The sequence below is a fragment of the Lysobacter sp. P5_B12 genome (assembly GCF_056400425.1).
The window spans coordinates 123147-139275 of sequence record NZ_JBFULG010000002.1 but is presented as its reverse complement, the minus strand read 5'-3'; the positions used below and the strand labels follow the sequence as shown (position 1 = coordinate 139275).

Annotated in this window: 17 protein-coding genes and 1 tRNA gene; 15 read left to right on the top strand and 3 right to left on the bottom strand. The window is 61.6% G+C overall.

Annotated features, from left to right (window positions below):
• Positions 1–3: 3 nt before the first annotated feature.
• From pheT to AC1DOM_RS03975, 10 genes are all read left to right on the top strand, one after another.
• Entirely contained in the window at positions 4–2427 is a 2424-nt protein-coding gene (pheT, locus tag AC1DOM_RS04020; RefSeq protein ID WP_498960494.1) for a phenylalanine--tRNA ligase subunit beta, read from the top strand.
• 16 nt (positions 2428–2443) lie between these two features.
• The gene (locus AC1DOM_RS04015) at positions 2444–2746 is read left to right on the top strand and encodes an integration host factor subunit alpha (RefSeq protein WP_156643100.1); all 303 of its coding nucleotides are present in this window, start codon (positions 2444–2446) and stop codon (positions 2744–2746) included.
• Positions 2739–3095 carry a MerR family transcriptional regulator gene (locus AC1DOM_RS04010; protein WP_036169922.1) on the top strand — a complete coding sequence of 119 codons (357 nt, stop codon included), beginning with the start codon at positions 2739–2741 and terminating at the stop codon, positions 3093–3095. The genes AC1DOM_RS04015 and AC1DOM_RS04010 overlap by 8 nt, the downstream gene beginning before the upstream one ends.
• A 52-nt stretch (positions 3096–3147) precedes the next feature.
• Positions 3148–3224 (top strand) — tRNA-Pro (locus tag AC1DOM_RS04005).
• Positions 3225–3331: 107 nt separating this feature from the next.
• The gene (locus AC1DOM_RS04000; RefSeq protein ID WP_498960491.1) at positions 3332–3658 is read left to right on the top strand and encodes a hypothetical protein; all 327 of its coding nucleotides are present in this window, start codon (positions 3332–3334) and stop codon (positions 3656–3658) included.
• 269 nt (positions 3659–3927) lie between these two features.
• On the top strand, positions 3928–5067 hold the full coding sequence (locus AC1DOM_RS03995; RefSeq protein WP_498960489.1) for an HNH endonuclease: 1140 nt from the start codon (positions 3928–3930) through the stop codon (positions 5065–5067).
• Positions 5064–5372 (top strand): type I restriction-modification system subunit M N-terminal domain-containing protein, encoded by a 309-nt coding sequence (locus AC1DOM_RS03990; RefSeq protein WP_498960487.1) that lies wholly within the window; start codon positions 5064–5066, stop codon positions 5370–5372. Before AC1DOM_RS03995 ends, AC1DOM_RS03990 begins: the two co-directional genes overlap by 4 nt.
• Positions 5373–5411: 39 nt before the next feature.
• Positions 5412–6662: an N-6 DNA methylase gene (locus tag AC1DOM_RS03985; protein WP_498960485.1), complete on the top strand. Its 1251-nt coding sequence runs from the start codon at positions 5412–5414 to the stop codon at positions 6660–6662.
• 97 nt (positions 6663–6759) lie between these two features.
• A complete protein-coding gene (locus AC1DOM_RS03980) occupies positions 6760–7977 on the top strand; it encodes a restriction endonuclease subunit S (protein WP_498960483.1) in 1218 nt (405 codons plus the stop codon).
• Positions 7943–11230, top strand: a complete 3288-nt coding sequence (locus AC1DOM_RS03975) for a type I restriction endonuclease subunit R (protein ID WP_498960481.1) — start codon at positions 7943–7945, stop codon at positions 11228–11230. Before AC1DOM_RS03980 ends, AC1DOM_RS03975 begins: the two co-directional genes overlap by 35 nt.
• Before the next feature lie 79 nt (positions 11231–11309).
• Here the strand turns inward: AC1DOM_RS03975 and AC1DOM_RS03970 are convergent, their stop codons facing one another.
• The 3 genes from AC1DOM_RS03970 to AC1DOM_RS03960 form a co-directional block, all read right to left on the bottom strand.
• Entirely contained in the window at positions 11310–11618 is a 309-nt protein-coding gene (locus AC1DOM_RS03970) for a DUF6804 family protein (RefSeq protein WP_498960480.1), read from the bottom strand.
• Complete coding sequence (locus AC1DOM_RS03965; protein ID WP_498960477.1) at positions 11615–12334, bottom strand: hypothetical protein; 720 nt, start codon at positions 12332–12334, stop codon at positions 11615–11617. Before AC1DOM_RS03965 ends, AC1DOM_RS03970 begins: the two co-directional genes overlap by 4 nt.
• Before the next feature lie 334 nt (positions 12335–12668).
• Complete coding sequence (locus tag AC1DOM_RS03960; RefSeq protein ID WP_498960475.1) at positions 12669–13193, bottom strand: hypothetical protein; 525 nt, start codon at positions 13191–13193, stop codon at positions 12669–12671.
• 208 nt (positions 13194–13401) lie between these two features.
• Here AC1DOM_RS03960 and AC1DOM_RS03955 point away from each other — a divergent pair, with 208 nt between their 5' ends.
• The 5 genes from AC1DOM_RS03955 (at position 13402) to AC1DOM_RS03935 (ending at position 16087) form a co-directional block, all read left to right on the top strand.
• Positions 13402–13812 (top strand): lipocalin-like domain-containing protein, encoded by a 411-nt coding sequence (locus tag AC1DOM_RS03955; protein WP_498960473.1) that lies wholly within the window; start codon positions 13402–13404, stop codon positions 13810–13812.
• 64 nt (positions 13813–13876) lie between these two features.
• Positions 13877–14425, top strand: a complete 549-nt coding sequence (locus AC1DOM_RS03950; RefSeq protein WP_498960471.1) for a hypothetical protein — start codon at positions 13877–13879, stop codon at positions 14423–14425.
• Positions 14426–14599: 174 nt separating this feature from the next.
• Positions 14600–14956, top strand: coding sequence for a hypothetical protein (locus AC1DOM_RS03945; RefSeq protein ID WP_498960469.1), 357 nt, complete (start codon positions 14600–14602; stop codon positions 14954–14956).
• 539 nt (positions 14957–15495) lie between these two features.
• A complete protein-coding gene (locus AC1DOM_RS03940; protein WP_498960468.1) occupies positions 15496–15813 on the top strand; it encodes an XAC0095 family protein in 318 nt (105 codons plus the stop codon).
• The gene (locus tag AC1DOM_RS03935; protein WP_498960466.1) at positions 15806–16087 is read left to right on the top strand and encodes a hypothetical protein; all 282 of its coding nucleotides are present in this window, start codon (positions 15806–15808) and stop codon (positions 16085–16087) included. The genes AC1DOM_RS03940 and AC1DOM_RS03935 overlap by 8 nt, the downstream gene beginning before the upstream one ends.
• Positions 16088–16129: the final 42 nt, after the last annotated feature.

The following is a 16129-nucleotide window of genomic DNA, read 5'->3' as shown; positions in this document are numbered from 1 at the left end:
CGCATGAAGTTCAATGAAAACTGGCTCCGCCAGCACGTGCGCACCGATGCCACGCGCGACCAACTCTCCGCCACGCTGACCGCCATCGGCCTGGAAGTGGAGCAGATGGACGTGCTGGGCGAAGGCCTCGACGGCGTCGTCGTCGCGCGCATCGTCGAATGCGCCAAGCATCCCGAAGCCGACAAGCTGCAGGTCTGCAAAGTCGACATCGGCACCGGCGAACTGCTGCAGATCGTCTGCGGCGCACCGAACGCACGCCCGAACCTGATCGCGCCGCTCGCCACCATCGGCACGCAAGTGGGCAGCCTGACGATCAAGGCCGCGAAACTGCGCGGCGTGGATTCCAACGGCATGCTCTGCTCGGCGAAGGAACTCGGGCTCGACGCCGACGCCTCCGGCCTGCTCGAACTCCCGCACGACGCGCCGATCGGAGTGCCGCTCGCCGAGTACCTCGGCCTGCCCGACGCGCGCTTCGAACTCAAGCTCACGCCCAACCGCGCCGATTGCTTCAGCGTGCGCGGCATCGCATACGACGTTGCCGCTGCTTTCGGCAGCGAAGTCGTGCCCTTCGACGCAACACCGATGCCCGCGCTCAACGACGCGGAGATGACGATCAAGCTCGACGCCGGCGCCGACGTGCCGCGCTTCGTCGGCCGCGTCATCGAAGGCATCGACGCGCACACGCCCACGCCGATCTGGATGGCCGAACGCCTGCGCCGCAGCGGCATCCGCCCGATCAGCCTGCTCGTCGACGTCACGCAATACGTGATGCTCGAAATCGGCCAGCCGATGCATGCCTTCGACCGCGATCTGCTGAAGGGCCCGATCAGCGTGCGCCGCGCGCGCGCCGGTGAAGCGCTCAAGCTGCTCGATGGCCGCGACGTCGCCCTCGACGATCAATTCCTCGTCGTCGCCGACAACGACCGCGCCGTCGCGCTGGGCGGCATCATGGGCGGGTTCGATACGCGCGTGACCGACACCACGCGCAATGTTTTCCTCGAAGCCGCGCACTGGGTGCCGAGCGCGATCATCGGCCGCGGCCGCCGCCTCGGTTTGCACACCGACGCCGGCCATCGCTTCGAACGCGGCGTCGACCCCGACCTCCCGCGCCAGGCGATCGAAATCGCCACGCGCCTGATCGTCGAAATCGCCGGCGGCGCGCCGGGCCCGGTGACCGAAGCCGTGCTGCCCGAACACCTGCCGCAACCCAAGTACGTCGGCCTGCGCCGCGCGCGCCTCGCACGCGTGCTGGGCACCAACGTCCCCGACGCCGAAGTCCAACGCATCCTCCACGCGCTGGGCCTGGCCGTCGTGCCGACCAACGATGGCTGGAACGTGCTGCCGCCGACGCGCCGCTTCGACATCGCGATCGAAGAAGACCTCGTCGAGGAAATCGCGCGCATCTTCGGCTACGACAACATCCCCGCCACGCTCCCCGGCGGCGGCACGCGCCTGGCCGCGCCGACGGAAACGCGCGTCGAGGAATCCACCGTGCGCAGGCACTTGGCCTCGCGCGATTACCTGGAAGCGGTGAACTACGCCTTCGTCGACGAAGCGCTGCTCACCACCTGGCACGCGACCGACAACGCCGTGCCGCTCGCGAACCCGCTGAGCGCCGAACTCGGCGTGATGCGCACGCAGTTGTTGCCGGGCCTGGTCGCCGCACTCGCGCGCAACGCCGCGCGCCAGCAGACGCGCGTGCGCCTGTTCGAAATCGGCAACGTGTTCAAGAAATCGACCATGGGGTTTGAGGGGGCATTGCCCCCTCACGCACAGCACGCGCAGCCCCCGACCGAAACCCAACGCATCGCCGCCGTCGCCATCGGCAGCGCAACGACCGAACAATGGTCCGACCGCCCGCGCCACGTCGACTTCCACGACCTGAAAGCCGACCTCGAATCCCTCGCGGGCTTGGCCAACGCACCGCTGTCCTTCCGCCCCTCGACCGCTCCGCACGGCCACCCCGGCCGCTCGGCCGACGTCTTCCGCCTGACGGAAGAGGGCGAGGCCCGCATCGGCTGGATCGGCCAACTGCACCCGCGCTTGGCGAAGACCCTCGACCTGCCCGGCGAAGTGATCGCCTTCGAACTCGACCTGGCCCCGATGCTGGCCCGCAACATTCCGCGCGCGGCGGCCCTGTCGAAGTATCCGTCCGTCCGCCGCGACCTCGCGTTCATCGTCCCGGAAACGGTGCGCTGGGCCGACGTGCAGGCGACCGTGAAAGCGGCCGCAGGCGGATTTTTAAGGGACTTGGTGCTGTTCGACCGCTACAGCGGCGCCGGGGTCGAATCGGGATTCAAGAGTCTCGCTATGGGCTTGATTCTCCAAGATGAATCGCGCACCCTGACCGACCGCGACGTGGAGCAAGCAGTGACCGAGGTGGTCTCGGCATTGCAGGCCCACCACCACGCCGCGATCCGCAGCTGATCGTCGGGGGGACGAGATGGCACTGACCAAAGCGGAAATGGCCGAACGACTGTTCGACGAGGTCGGCCTGAACAAACGCGAGGCGAAGGAATTCGTCGACGCGTTCTTCGACGCGCTCCGCGAAGCGCTGGAGCAGGGCCGCCAGGTGAAGCTGTCGGGCTTCGGCAACTTCGACCTGCGCCGCAAGAACCAACGCCCGGGCCGCAACCCGAAGACCGGCGAAGAGATCCCGATTTCCGCCCGCACGGTGGTGACCTTCCGCCCCGGGCAGAAGTTGAAGGAACGCGTCGAGGCCTACACAGGAGCCGGCAATGCTTGACCCGGGTAGCAACAAGGAACTCCCGCCCATCCCGGCCAAGCGCTACTTCACCATCGGTGAAGTCAGCGAACTGTGCGACGTCAAGCCGCACGTGCTGCGCTACTGGGAAACCGAATTCCCGAGCCTCAAACCCGTCAAGCGCCGCGGCAACCGCCGCTACTACCAGCGCCACGACGTGCTGATGGTCCGCCAGATCCGCGGCCTGCTGTACGAGCAGGGCTACACCATCGGCGGCGCCAGGCTGCGCCTGGAAGGCGAGGGCGCCAAGCAGGAAAGCGCACTGAGCACGCAGATCATCAAGCAGGTGCGGATGGAGCTCGAAGAAATCCTGGTGTTGCTGCGTCGCTGAACGCGCAGAACTGGGCCGAAATGCGGCGATGCGGTATGATCGCCGGCCTACCCGGGGTATAGCGCAGCCTGGTAGCGCACCAGTCTGGGGGACTGGTGGTCGTCGGTTCGAATCCGGCTACCCCGACCAAATCTTTATCGAACCAGCGGTTGCGACTCACCATCGCAGCCGCTTTTTCGTTTTTGCAGTCCCATCAAACTAGGGGAAACGTTTTGCTTTACATCATTGCGACCCTCATGGGCATCGTCATCACTTACAACATGCTTGTTTCGCGCGCAGCGCAGCAGTTCATCGGCACTTCGTTCGCCGACCCCACGCCTCGCCTCCTCCTTTCGCTTGGTGGACTCGGAGGGTGGTTCTGCATTCTCCCCGCTGCCTACTTCGCAGGCAGTGCCGACGGGCACGGCTTCCTCCAGGGCCTGTTGTTTGTACTGGCCTCACTTGGCGGGGCCATTGTCGCGGGCCTGTTCCGTATTCCGGGACTTACCCAGCTCGTGGCAATCCTGGCGCTGCCAATCAATGTTGGATTTGCGGTCCTTGTGTACTACCTCACCCGCCACTGAAGCGGGAAAAGGTCTACCGACCGCGGCATCTACGAAGCCTCGCCATTCCAGCGGGGCTTTTTTTGTTGACCTGGGGTATCGCCGAGCCCGTGTGCGAGGAAATGACTCGCGCAGTCGTTTTGCCGCTTCTTTCCAACGCCCACGTTAGTAACATGGGTGTCAGGGAAAGTCGTGATCAGGGGAAGTCAGAGTGGCCAATTTCTCGAAGGCGCGAACCGGCGTAATAGGCTCCGCCGGATTTTCGAATTCGCTTGCCGTGAGTCCCAGGCATGGCTAAGCGCCCCAGCCGCGTTGAAGGGATCAGTCGGCGGTTTTGGTTCGAGCACAGCTCCGGGACACGCCTGTATCCCTATCGCTCACGAGAGCTCGGTGGTGAACGCTGGGCTTTTCGCGTCGCGCCTCCTGGTACCGGCGCCAACAAGAATCAAACGCTGATCGATGACGAAGACGAGGTTTATCGCTTCGTTTTCAGCAAGGGCTGGTCTGTGCGCCTGTGCGACGCAAATGGCAAGCATGACGGGCTCTACAACAAGGATGTCGGCTACAGCATCGTCGGCACTTCCGAGGATGGCCGAAAATCGCCCCCTTCGGTTGCCGACTATGTACGCGTCCTTGCGAACGTCAAAGCTTCCGCGGGGGCGCGAGCGTTTCTCGTCGCGCACTACTACGCGCTCGGCCACAAGTCATCGATGGAGGAGCTCGCGTTACGCACCGGCTACGACAGCTTTGAATCGGCCAATCTTCACTACGGCCGTTTTGCGCATGCCATTGCTGATGCTTTGCCGTCCGCGCCGAGTGATCTGCCGGGTGGGCGCTACGCGAACTGGACCCAATCGCTTGCGCTGGGCAATGGCGATCGCACTGAAAACGGCCACTTCGTGTGGACGCTGCGGCCCGAAGTCGTAGCTGCCCTGGAAGAGTTGGGCTGGGCGAATGGCGACAGTACGCCAGACATAAAAGACGAGGTCGTGGTAACCGGTACTGAGCGTCAAGCGATCATCGCCGCTCGCCGTGGACAGGGCCTTTTTCGAAGTCGCGTCATGCAGTACTGGGGCGGCCGGTGTGCAGTTACAGGCTGCGGATTGTCCCCCGTGCTGATGGCCTCGCATATCAAACCGTGGGCGGACAGCACGGATGCGGAACGATTAGACGGCTTCAATGGCCTTCTCCTGACGCCCAACTTGGATCGGCTGTTCGACCGTCATCTTGTGACTTTCGACGACGAGGGCGCGTTGCTCGTTGCACCAGCGCTGTCTCCAATCCAGCGCCGCGCCCTTGGCGTCGACGTGCCGTTGCGCATCGAGCGTCTGAACAGCCGACACCTGCGCTACCTCGTCGCGCATCGACAAACCTTTTTTGATTCGGGGCGAATGCCTCAAGCAACTTCCATCGAAGCAGAAATCGCATGACCAACGAAGAATTCAAGCGCACCCTTTGGGAAGCGGCCGACAAATTGCGCGGATCTGTGTCCGCGGCACAGTACAAGTACCCGGTCTTGGGGCTGGTGTTTTTGAAGTATGTGTCGGATATGTACGACGCGCAGTCGACGGTGATACGCGGGCGACTTGCAGAGCCTAAGTCCGAGTACTACATCGACGATCTTCGAACGCGAGAGGAAAGCGAAGCTGCATTCGTCAGTGACAAGACGTTTTACGACGTCGACAACGTCTTCTGGATTCCGCCAGAAGCGCACTTCGCGCTGCTACTGGTGTAAGCCACTGCGCCAGACCTGGCGCAGCGCCTGGATAAGGCGATGGGCCTGATAGAGGCGGATAATCCACGGCTTAAAGGCGTGCTGTACCGCGAGTTTTCGCGACTTGAGTTGGAGCCTGGCAAGCTCGGTGAGCTCATGGGGCTTGTTGCGAGGCTGAAGTTCGACGCGCACAAGCACAACAGCCGCGACGTTTTTGGCGAGGTCTACGAGTACTTTCTCGGGCAATTCGCGCTGAAGGAAGGCGCGCGCGCTGGTGAGTTCTACACGCCGAAGAGCGTGGTGAACTTATTGGTCGAGATTCTTGCGCCGTTCAAGGGGACCATATACGACCCGGCCTGTGGCTCGGGCGGTATGTTCGTGCAGTCCGCGCGATTCAAAGACGCTCACCAGAAGGCGCTTAAAAAACGAGGAGATCTTGCGATCCATGGTCAGGAGTTGATGGCCGCCACGCGCCGCCTATGCCTGATGAACCTTGCGGTGCATGGCCTTGATGGCGACCTCGGCGCGAGCTACGGCGACACCTTTGCCAACGATCAACACAAGACTCTGCGCGCCGATTACGTACTAGCTAATCCGCCGTTCAACATCTCCGATTGGGGCGGCGAGAAGCTCGCCGACGACCCACGTTGGGTTTACGGCATCCCGCCAAAGGGCAATGCGAACTTTGCCTGGCTGCAGCACATGCTGGCGAGATTGTCCGCACGTGGTCGCGCCGGCATCGTACTGGCGAATGGATCGACGAGCTCGCAATCCGGCGATGGCGATATCCGTCGTGCGATGGTGTTGGCAGACGTGGTGGAGTGCATGGTGGCGCTTCCGGGTCAGCTGTTCTCCAACACGCAGATCCCGGTATGCCTATGGTTTCTGTCAAAGGACAAGGATGCGGGTGGTAGTGGCAAGGCGGACCGGCGCGCACAGATTTTGTTTATCGACGCGCGAAAGGAGGCCAGCGGCCGCTTCAGTCGGACGCAGATCGAGTTCACCGAGGCAGACTTGCACCGTATCGCACAGGCGTACCACCGTTGGCGTGGTAGCGACTTCAGCGACGGTGTTGAATACGACGATGTGCCTGGATTTTGCTACAGCGCATCGCTGGCGGAAGTGGAGACGCATGGCTTCGTTCTGACTCCGGGCCGCTACGTTGGCGCGCAGCTGGACGAGGAGGATGACGAGACCTTTGGTGACACGATGGGAAGGTTGGTGGAGCGGCTGGCCGAAGAGATGGAGAAGGGTGCTGAGCTGGATGCGGTGATCCGCGAAAAGCTGGGGGGTCTTGGTTATGGTGTCTGAGTGGCGATCTGCGCGGCTTGGCGATATCGCTTCCGAATTAACAGGGCGAATTTCGTCGAATCATTCGGGACTGAAGGTTTTTGGGGTCCAAAAGGGCGTGGGATTGACAGCAGAAACGAGATACGCCTCGGCCGACGTATCCAAATACAAGCTGATTGAGCCGGGCGATTTCGCGTACAACCCAATGCGATTGAACATTGGGTCGATTGGGATGTGTCGACACGAGTTGGGCCCTGGACTTGTAAGTCCGGATTACGTGGCCTTTCGATTAAACGATTCCGTCGATCCAAACTTCTTGGCCTACTACACTGAGACACAAGCTTGGCGCGAGTGGGTGGAACGGGCGGGCGGCGGATCGGTTCGGATTCGAATTTATTTTGCCAACCTTGCAGAAATGGTCGTGCGCTTTCCAGATCTGAAATCTCAGAAATCTGCAGTTGCTGTTCTCAGATCTATAGACGACCGAATTGAAAACCTTCGTCAAATTAACGTAACGCTGGATGCGATGGCGCAAGCCGTGTTCAAGTCTTGGTTTGTGGACTTCGATCCCGTGCGAGCCAAGTCCGAAGGTCGCGAACCGCGGAACATGGACGCCGCTACAGCAGCCCTATTTCCAGCCGAGTTCGAGAATTCTCAGCTCGGTCTCATTCCAAAGGGTTGGCGCGCAAGGCCGTTTGGGATGCTGCTAAGACACTCAATTGGTGGAGATTGGGGAAGCGAGACTCCAGAAGGCGACAACAATGAACGTATCTCGATTATTCGGGGTACTGACATTCCAGATCTTCGTTCCCAATCCGCATTTCGCGTTCCCGATCGCTTTACGTCAACGCGTAAAGTTTCTGGTCGGGCGCTGTCTGCTGGTGACCTCGTGGTGGAAGTGTCGGGGGGAAGTAAGGAGCAACCTACCGGTCGCTCACTCTACGTGACGCCTCAATTGCTTGGCCTCTTCGATTGTCCTGTAGTACCCGCCAGTTTTTGCCGAAAGTTTTCGCCTGTGTCGCCCCACCTCGGGCTGCTTCTGGCGCAGCATATGGATTTCATCTATGCGGCTGGTCGGACGTGGGGATACCAAAACCAAAGCACTGGCATCGCGAACTTCCAGACGAAGCGCTTTTTGGCGAACGAGCTTGTCGTAGTGCCATCAGACGACGTCTTGGAGGAGTTCAAAAAGGTGGTCGGGGTAATGGTTGAGAGGACGCAGGTATCGCAGGCGCGGCGACTGGCTGAGCTCCGCGACGCAGTTCTCCCTCGCCTGATTTCCGGCAAGCTCCGCGTTGCCCATGCGCACCGCGAAATCGAAGAAGCGCTCGTATGAAGGCTTCCGTCAATGCGCTCCGCAAAATGCTGTATGCGAATTGCCGACACCCTATCCCGGTTTTCCAGCGCACTTGCCGTGGCCAATTCCCTTGGAGTGCAACCGCACGCGACGTGGTGAGGCGGCGAAGATGAAGGAAAACGATTTGGAGGACGTGTGCCTTGATTGGCTGTCAGCGCTTGGCTGGACGCGCGCACTGGGCGAGACGCTCGCGCCCGGTGGCGCTGATTCAGCGCGTGAACGCTGGTCGGACGTGGTGCTTGCGCCGCGATTGCGCGACGCCATCGTCCGTCTGAATCCTAGCCTCGCTTCAAGTGAAGTCGACGCTGCAGTTGCGCACGTGTCGGGCTACGGCGCGCAATCCTTAGTGGATGGCAATCGCGAAATGTACGACTGGCTGCGCAACGGCGTGCCGATCGAACATGCTGATCGCGACGGGCACCGCTCCGTGATGCGAGTGCGGGTTATCGACTTCGAGGCAGGGCGCAACGATCTCCTGGCCGCGCAGCAGTTCACCGTCCAGGGAGGTAATAAGCTACGTCGGCCCGACATCATCCTGTTCGTCAACGGCCTACCGTTGGTAGTGATCGAGCTGAAGAACCCGGCCGACATCAACGCCGACTTCGAATCCGCTTTCAACCAGATCCAGACCTACAAGGCCGATGTGCCGCAGTTGTTCTGGTTCAACCTGCTCAACGTGATCTCTGATGGCACTGTCGCGCGCTACGGGTCGCTGAGCGCGGACCTGTCGCGACACTCGCGGTGGCGGCTGCTGGAAGGCAAGAAGGTGGGCAAGGGGCAACTGGAGTTGGAGGTACTTATGCGAGGCTTACTGGAGCCACGCACACTCCTCGACTTCTTCCGCGGCTTCGTTGCCTACGGCGGCGCCGACGGCGGCGCCAGCTTCAAGATCATCGCGCAGTGGCATCAGTACCACGGCGTGAAGCGCGCGGTGGAGCGCGCAGTCGACGCGCTCGTGCATCGAAAAGACGGAAAGGGCGGGGTCATCTGGTTCACACAGGGCTCGGGAAAATCGCTGCTGGCGCTTTTCTATGTGATGGCATTGCGTGATCGCTCCGAATTCGGTAACCCCACCGTTGTGCTGGTAACGGACCGCAACGATCTCGATGGGCAGTTGTTTGAGACCTTTGCCGACTCGGCCTGGTCATTGCGCGCGACGCCGAAACAAGCGGATAGCCGTGAAGATCTTCGTGAGCAGCTTTTCCAGCTACAGGCCGGCGGTATCTTCTTTACAACCATCAACAAATTCGCCCCCATGCCCGGCGAGCAGCGCGTTCCCGTGCTGTGCGACCGCAGTAACGTGGTGGTTATCGCGGACGAGGCGCATCGTACACAGTACGGCTTCACAGCCGAATTGGACGCGAAGCGCGGGACCACGAAGTACGGCCTCGCGAAATACATGCGCGACGCGCTACCGAACGCCATCTACCTCGGCATGACCGGCACGCCAGTCAGCTTGGACGACCGCGATACCGAGGCCGTGTTTGGCACATACGTCGACGTGTACGAAATGATCGCCGCGCAGGAAGATGAGGCGGTCGTCCCGGTGAGTTACGAGTCCCGCATTATCGAACTGAGGTTCAACGAAGCAGAGAAGCAGGCGCTCATGGACGAGTTCCTCGACGTCACCGACGACGAGGATGATACCCAGCAGAGCCGCACTGCGAGCCGGCACACGCGCCTGGAAGCGTTGGCGATGGCGGATGGCAGGCTCGCCACACTCGCGGATGATCTCGTCGCGCATTGGGAAGCGCGCACGCAGTCATTGGCCGGCAAGGCAATGCTCGTCTCCATCTCGCGCGAGGCCGCCATCCATCTGTACGACGAGATTGTCGCGCGGCGACCGGACTGGCATGACCCCGACGTCAACAAGGGCCGGATCAAAATCGTCATGACGGGCAGTTCGGCGGACCCGCTGCATTACCAGCCGCACCGCACCGACAAGGCGCAGCGGAAGTTGTTGGAGAAGCGCTTCAAGGACGCGAGCGATCCACTCGAGATCGTGATCGTGCGCGACATGTGGCTCACCGGCTTCGACGCACCGCCGGTGCACACGCTCTACGTCGACAAGCCGATGCAGGGCCACGGCCTGATGCAGGCCATCGCCAGAACCAACCGCATCTGGAAGGGCAAACCAGGTGGCCTGATCGTCGACTACATCGGCATCGGCGAAGAGCTGAAGAAGGCTATCAAGCAGTACACCAAGGCCTCCGGAAACGAGCGGGAGCCGGTCGACACATCGGGCCAAGCCCTCGCCATTCTACTCGACACGCTCGATGTCATCCGGCGCGAGTTCTTCCATGGGTTTGATCGCACCGGCGTAGAAGATCCCAAGGTAGCGCTGGGCCTGCTAGGGCCGGCGATGGAGCATTTGTTGCAGGTTGATCCAGAGCCTGATGATCGCGGGCGCAACCGTGGCGTCCGCCGCTATCTCGACCAGGTCGCGAAAATGACCAAGGCGCAGGCGCTGGCGGGCACGCGCGCCGAAGCAATGGCGTTGCGTGAAGAGATTGCCTTCTACCAAGCCGTGCGTGTCTGCCTGATTAAGCTCACGCGAGCAGGCGAAACTCGGTCGCGTCTGGAAAAGGAGGCAGCGCTACGCCAACTGGTCGCCAAGGGCGTGCTTGTGGAAGGGGTGAACGACATCTTCGGCACGCTGGGGTTAGGCAAGCCAGATATCTCCTTGCTGGACGAAGCCTTCCTCGCGCAGATTCGTGATATGCCGACCCGAAACCTGGCGGCAGAATTACTGGAGCGTCTCGTCGCAGATCAGGTTCGCGCGCGCGGTATGCGCAATGCGATGCAAGGTAAGGAGTTCACCGATCGCCTTGAGGACGCGATCGCGCGCTATCAGAGCCGCGCTATTACCACTGCCGAGGTCATCGAAGAGTTGATCCGAATCGCGAAGGAGATCAACTCCGCGCGACCGCCGCATGGGCTTAGCGAGGAAGAATTTGCGTTCTACCAAGCGCTGGCGACGAATGAGTCTGCGGTGCGCGAGATGGGGGATGAAGAGCTGCGCAAGCTTGCCCAGGAGCTGACCGATAAACTCCGCCGGTCGGCGACCATCAACTGGCAGAACCGCGTCTCGTCAAGAGCAAAAATGATGGCGATGGTCAAAGTCTTGCTCGCAAAGTACAAATACCCGCCCGACAAGCAGCCAGCCGCAACGGAGAAGCTGATGGCGCAGGCAGAGTTGCTGGCTGACACATGGGCGCTTGAAGCGGCCTGAGGATGCAGGTCGTCCGCCGTGCCAAGAGCGAAGCCCGCGCCGCCGCTTCGGCAGCACTCCGCGCCCCCCATCACGCTCCCTATGGCGTTTGCGTTTGCTTACGTGGTGTGGCGAGCTGCACCAGTGCAACGACGATCGTCGCAATATTGACGATCGACCAGATAGCGCGTGTTGAATGCACGGGGACTATGGGGTTGTAGATGCCTGCCACGGCTACCCAAAGCCAAGTCCATGTCGTTGACCGCTGCTGGTGGGCGTAGAAGGCGAGGGAACACGCCGCAACGCACAAGGGCCACCGCATGACCGGATAGAATCCATACGGCATCGAGGGGGCGAGTGCCAGGGCCGCCAATAGCAAGACGACGAGTGCCGCGATGCGCATGGTCATCGCAGGATTCTCTTTGCGGTTTCCGGCGAGACAAAGCTCAAAGTGATCGCATCGTCGCTTGGATTTTTGGCGTAAGTCAAACCGACCAAGCCATTCTCGCGGCCTTCGCTCTGCGTTCCTTTTTTCCCGTTGGGTATGTACATCTCGTTGACCTGCAGGCCGGTGTCGTCTCGATGGATCCTCAACAGGTGATAGTTGGCTGCGACGCTTCGCTTAATCTCTTCCGCGTCGTAGCCGTTCGCGTAGATCGAACAGGCATTCTGATCGGATGCCCCAAGAAGGATGACTTTTTGCTTCTTCTTGTTGTTGACTACCACGAACCCTTTGCCGCTGCCTGTCATCGGCCCCAGGATCGACATCATTGACTTGGGTACCTCGGGATAGTCGAGTGCCTTGGCGGCTTCGACGATCTTGGAGAAGCGTGCATCCATTCGGTAGCACATGCCTTCGAATATCTCGACAGGCTTCGGCACATTTGATCGTGCGGCGACGCTTTCCTCGCTTGAAGCGGGCTGTGCCGGTGATGAGGACGCGACATGATGCGAGGCCTGTGGCTGACAGGCAGCAAGCAACACGAGAAGCGCTGGCGCGCCGAATCGACTGAGCTTCGTCATATTTTCCCCTGATCTGCGGATCTCATTACGGATTATCCCCAACCGAATTCTAATGGGGTCGCGGTTGAGAACAACAGCTTGCAATCCCCAGTCGATGCGCAAGCTGTCCTTCGGATCCGAAATTAGCGGTGCTTCAAATCAGCGTGGACCCAGTCCGATTTCATCCGCCAACCGCGACGCCTGGTCGGGCTCGTATTTCGAGCACCCCTCTCGGCTCCATCGCCCCCCTTCCGCCAAAATCCTCCCGTCCATCAGGGGGACCACCAATGCTCCGCACCACCAACTAGCCGCACCGCGGCCGTGCTCTTTGCCACCGCCTGGGGCAGGCAAGCCCCAGGCACCTTCCACTACGAAGTCGACGCCACCACGGCGCCCAAAGAACCCCGCGATCTTCTGCCGGGCATTGCGCCCCGAGAAGCAATTCAAGTCGTCGGCGTTAAAGAATATCTTCGTCGCCGAAAGCAGCCACGAAACCCGCGAGCGATCGCGGGTTTCGAGCGTGCACGCAACGCTCGCGTGCAACCATGCTTTGCATGCCGGCTATAGGTTTATCTCGCAAGAGTAGCTGTAACCGATGTTCGCTCCCAAAGCACAGGTGTCGGTTCCGCTTTCCCCCGTTGACGACATCCGCGTTCGCATACATCGTGATGTAATCATTGCCACTGCCACCAACGACCCACCCGTCGTTGACGCCGAGAACAAAGATCGTGTCAGCGCCATCTCCTCCATCGACGGCGCCGTAAACTGCGACTTCCAGGACAGCAATGGTGTCATTGCCGCCCCCGCCATACACGGTGTCCCCGCTGTCGATGGTTCCGCACGAAATGATGTCGTTGCCCGACGTTCCCACGAGACCGGGGGCGCCGTTGACGGTGCAGTCGGTGGCATAGGCGGGCCCCGCCACGGCGACGAGCAATAGAGCCGTCAGGCTGAGGGACTTTCGAATGAAATCGATGCGCATGGTGTTCTCCTGGCCGACGCGTGGCGCCGGCAAGTCAACTGCGAATTCACACTCGCCCGGCGCTCTGACGTACGCAATCGTTGCGGAAGGTCACCACCGAACGAACGATTCGCGCGCGGATGCTATGCGCTTGTGGACGGCGCAGCTGTAAGAGGATTTCTTGTCACGGACGATTCCTGTCGGTTCGATGCGTCAGCGAGGCATTTCGATGGTCAAGCGAGTTCGGGCTGGGTTCGGTGCCACAGTTGTCGTCATATCGATCGCATTGGCCGGCGTCTCATGCGGTCGCGTCGCGATGGATGGCGGGCCTGCCGGAGCAGCGGTGACGCGCGAGGCGTTGGTCGGCGACTGGGTCGAGCCAGCGCCTGGTCTGGAAGGCGAAGTGCAGGGCTTCTCACTGCATGAGGATGGCACCGCAAGCTCGATCAACATGGCCACGTTGCTCTACCGGCGCTGGCGACTCGACAACGGCAAATTGGTCTTGACCGGCGAGTCGATCGGCAATCGCACGTCCAGCCTGTTCGACGAGGCGTATCGGGTCCACTCGGTGTCGACAGGGCGGCTGGAGCTGATCGACGATCAGGGGCGAACGCAAATCTTCGCAAGACCTGCACTTTGAATCGCGGTGGTGATCTCTGATGCGCGTTCGCTAAAATCCCCCCGTCCATCAGGGGGACTCACCAATGCACCGCACCACCAAACTAGCCGCTCTGGCGGCGTTGCTGTTCGCAACCGCCTGGGGCAAACCCCAAGGCACCCTCAACTACGAAGTCGACGCCACCACGCCGCCCAACGAAACCGCCATCATCCGCGCGGCGTTGCCCTCCGAAAAGCAATTCAAATCCTCGAAGTGGAAGCGCATCTTCGTCCAGGATTCCTTTACCCAGTTCCTTGTCATCTCGCGGGGCTACGACATCCCGGGGGCGGCGAACGTCAAGAAGTACGGGGCCGTGCGCGTGAAGCCAGGCAGGTATCTGGCGCGCGTGGTGTGCAGTGGCATGTTCATCGGGTCGTTCGACATGTTTGTCGATGCGGAGGCGGGCGGGGAGTATCTGCTGGAGTGCTCGGGGGACGGGCACACGATGCGGGCGCATGCCTGGCGCAAAGATCAACCGACGGTGGCGGGTGCGGAGACTGTTCCGGCCGCGGCGACGACTGCTGATACGACGGAGGGTGCCGCGCAGGCGCCTGCGCCGGCGTCCACGTGGGTCGCGCCGTGGAGCTGGAAGTAGGGTCCGGTTCCATCCCCCATTCGCGTTAGCCCCCAATGGAAGCGGCCTTTTTCAGCAATCGCCGCTTCCATTAACGATTCACGCGACCACACACAGGTGAATGCCGGTGGCCCCGCCACCGGCAGCCACCCCGCAGTACCCTCGCCCAAGGGCGATCGCAAACGGACACCATGGATGAAGAGCAAGGATTTCCTCGACCTCAACCTGCGTGACCTCCGCGAGTCGATGCCGCACCTGCTGGCCAACAGCACGGGCGCGCGGCATTTCATCGGGATCTTCGGGGGCGTGGCCGGTGCGATCGTCAACGCGGCCAGGGAGTTCGGGCCCGACGCGGAGATCTACGCCACGTACAACGTCGGCAAGATGCTGGTGGACTTCGCCGCCGAATGCGAAGCGCAGCGTGCGGCCGCCGATCCGCCGACGATCATCGTGGATCCGTACGAGCGGGGCGGGGAAGACTTCGAACGGCCGCTGGATCGCCTGGTGCGTCGGAAGAAGGAAATGGAGCGGGTGGAGAAGTCGTCGACCTGATGGGGCAGGGCGCGCGCCTTTGCCGATTGCGTCGGTGAAGTTCTGGATTGACGTCGTTCCAATGCCGACTGCGGTCGGCGTTTCGTCGTTGGAAGCTGGTGTCTCGGGAATCCACTCACGTCGGTGATCGTTCCCGCCGTGGCCGCGCGAAAACCCCTCATCAGACTTCGACCCGTTTTGCCCCAAGGCACAATGCCTTTCGCGTCAGAGCTGGGGAACACTCTGATCTCCTTCAGCGGAGATTTCCCATGCCCCAGAACCGCGCTTCGGGTAGGACAAATCCGAAACCACATCGCGGCTTTGCCTGATAGCCCCGCTTGGGTTCACCTCGGCATTCTTCGTTTCGGAGTTTGAAAGCTCCGCTACAAGTCGGCGCCACGGAAAGCGCCAAAGGCGTATCCCCTGCGTCGGGAGGGGACATCAATACAACACCCCGCAAGGGGAAATAGCGTCCACCGTCTTGTAGCGGCCTTTCAACCTCCCGACACCCCTTGCGCCGATCCGCGGCGCAAGGTTCTTTCCGGACGATGGAGGTTGCCATGCGACACGCCCCCGGTGCGCCACGCGAGCGCGCGCCCGCTGTTTACGCCCTTCCCGAACACGCGCACGTCGAACTGGTCCAGCTGCGCGAACACCTGCGCCTGATGGTGCAACTCACCGATGTCGGCACCGTCGCCAGCGCCCACGACGCAAGGCTGCGGCCGGATGCGTTGGCGTGGTGGTTCCAGCGCCTGGCGCGGGACATCTCGGCGATCGTGGAAGCGACGTATTGGTCGGATGCACTTGCGAAGGCGCTGGCGCCGAAAGCGCTGCGCAAATCCAGATCCCGCAAACCCGAGCGACGCCAACATGCCTGAATTCAAGTTCTCCCTGCGGTTCCAACTGGGCGACGGCGAGGATCCTTCGCGCCACCTGGATGCGCTCGCAGCGCAGGGCTGCACCGACGCCGTCGTCGGCGTGGGTCGCATCGGGCGCATCGCGTTGGACTTCAGTCGAGAAGGGCCGACACTGCTCGATGCGATCGCATCGGCAGTGGGCGACGTCGGCCGAGCGATCCCCAATGCCCGCCTCATCGAGATGCCGCGCATCGCGGAGGTGATCACGGTCGAGCGGTCAGATCGCAGCCCTTGAGACACCCGATTCGCATCGTGCCGCCATTCCAACGGAGAGCGG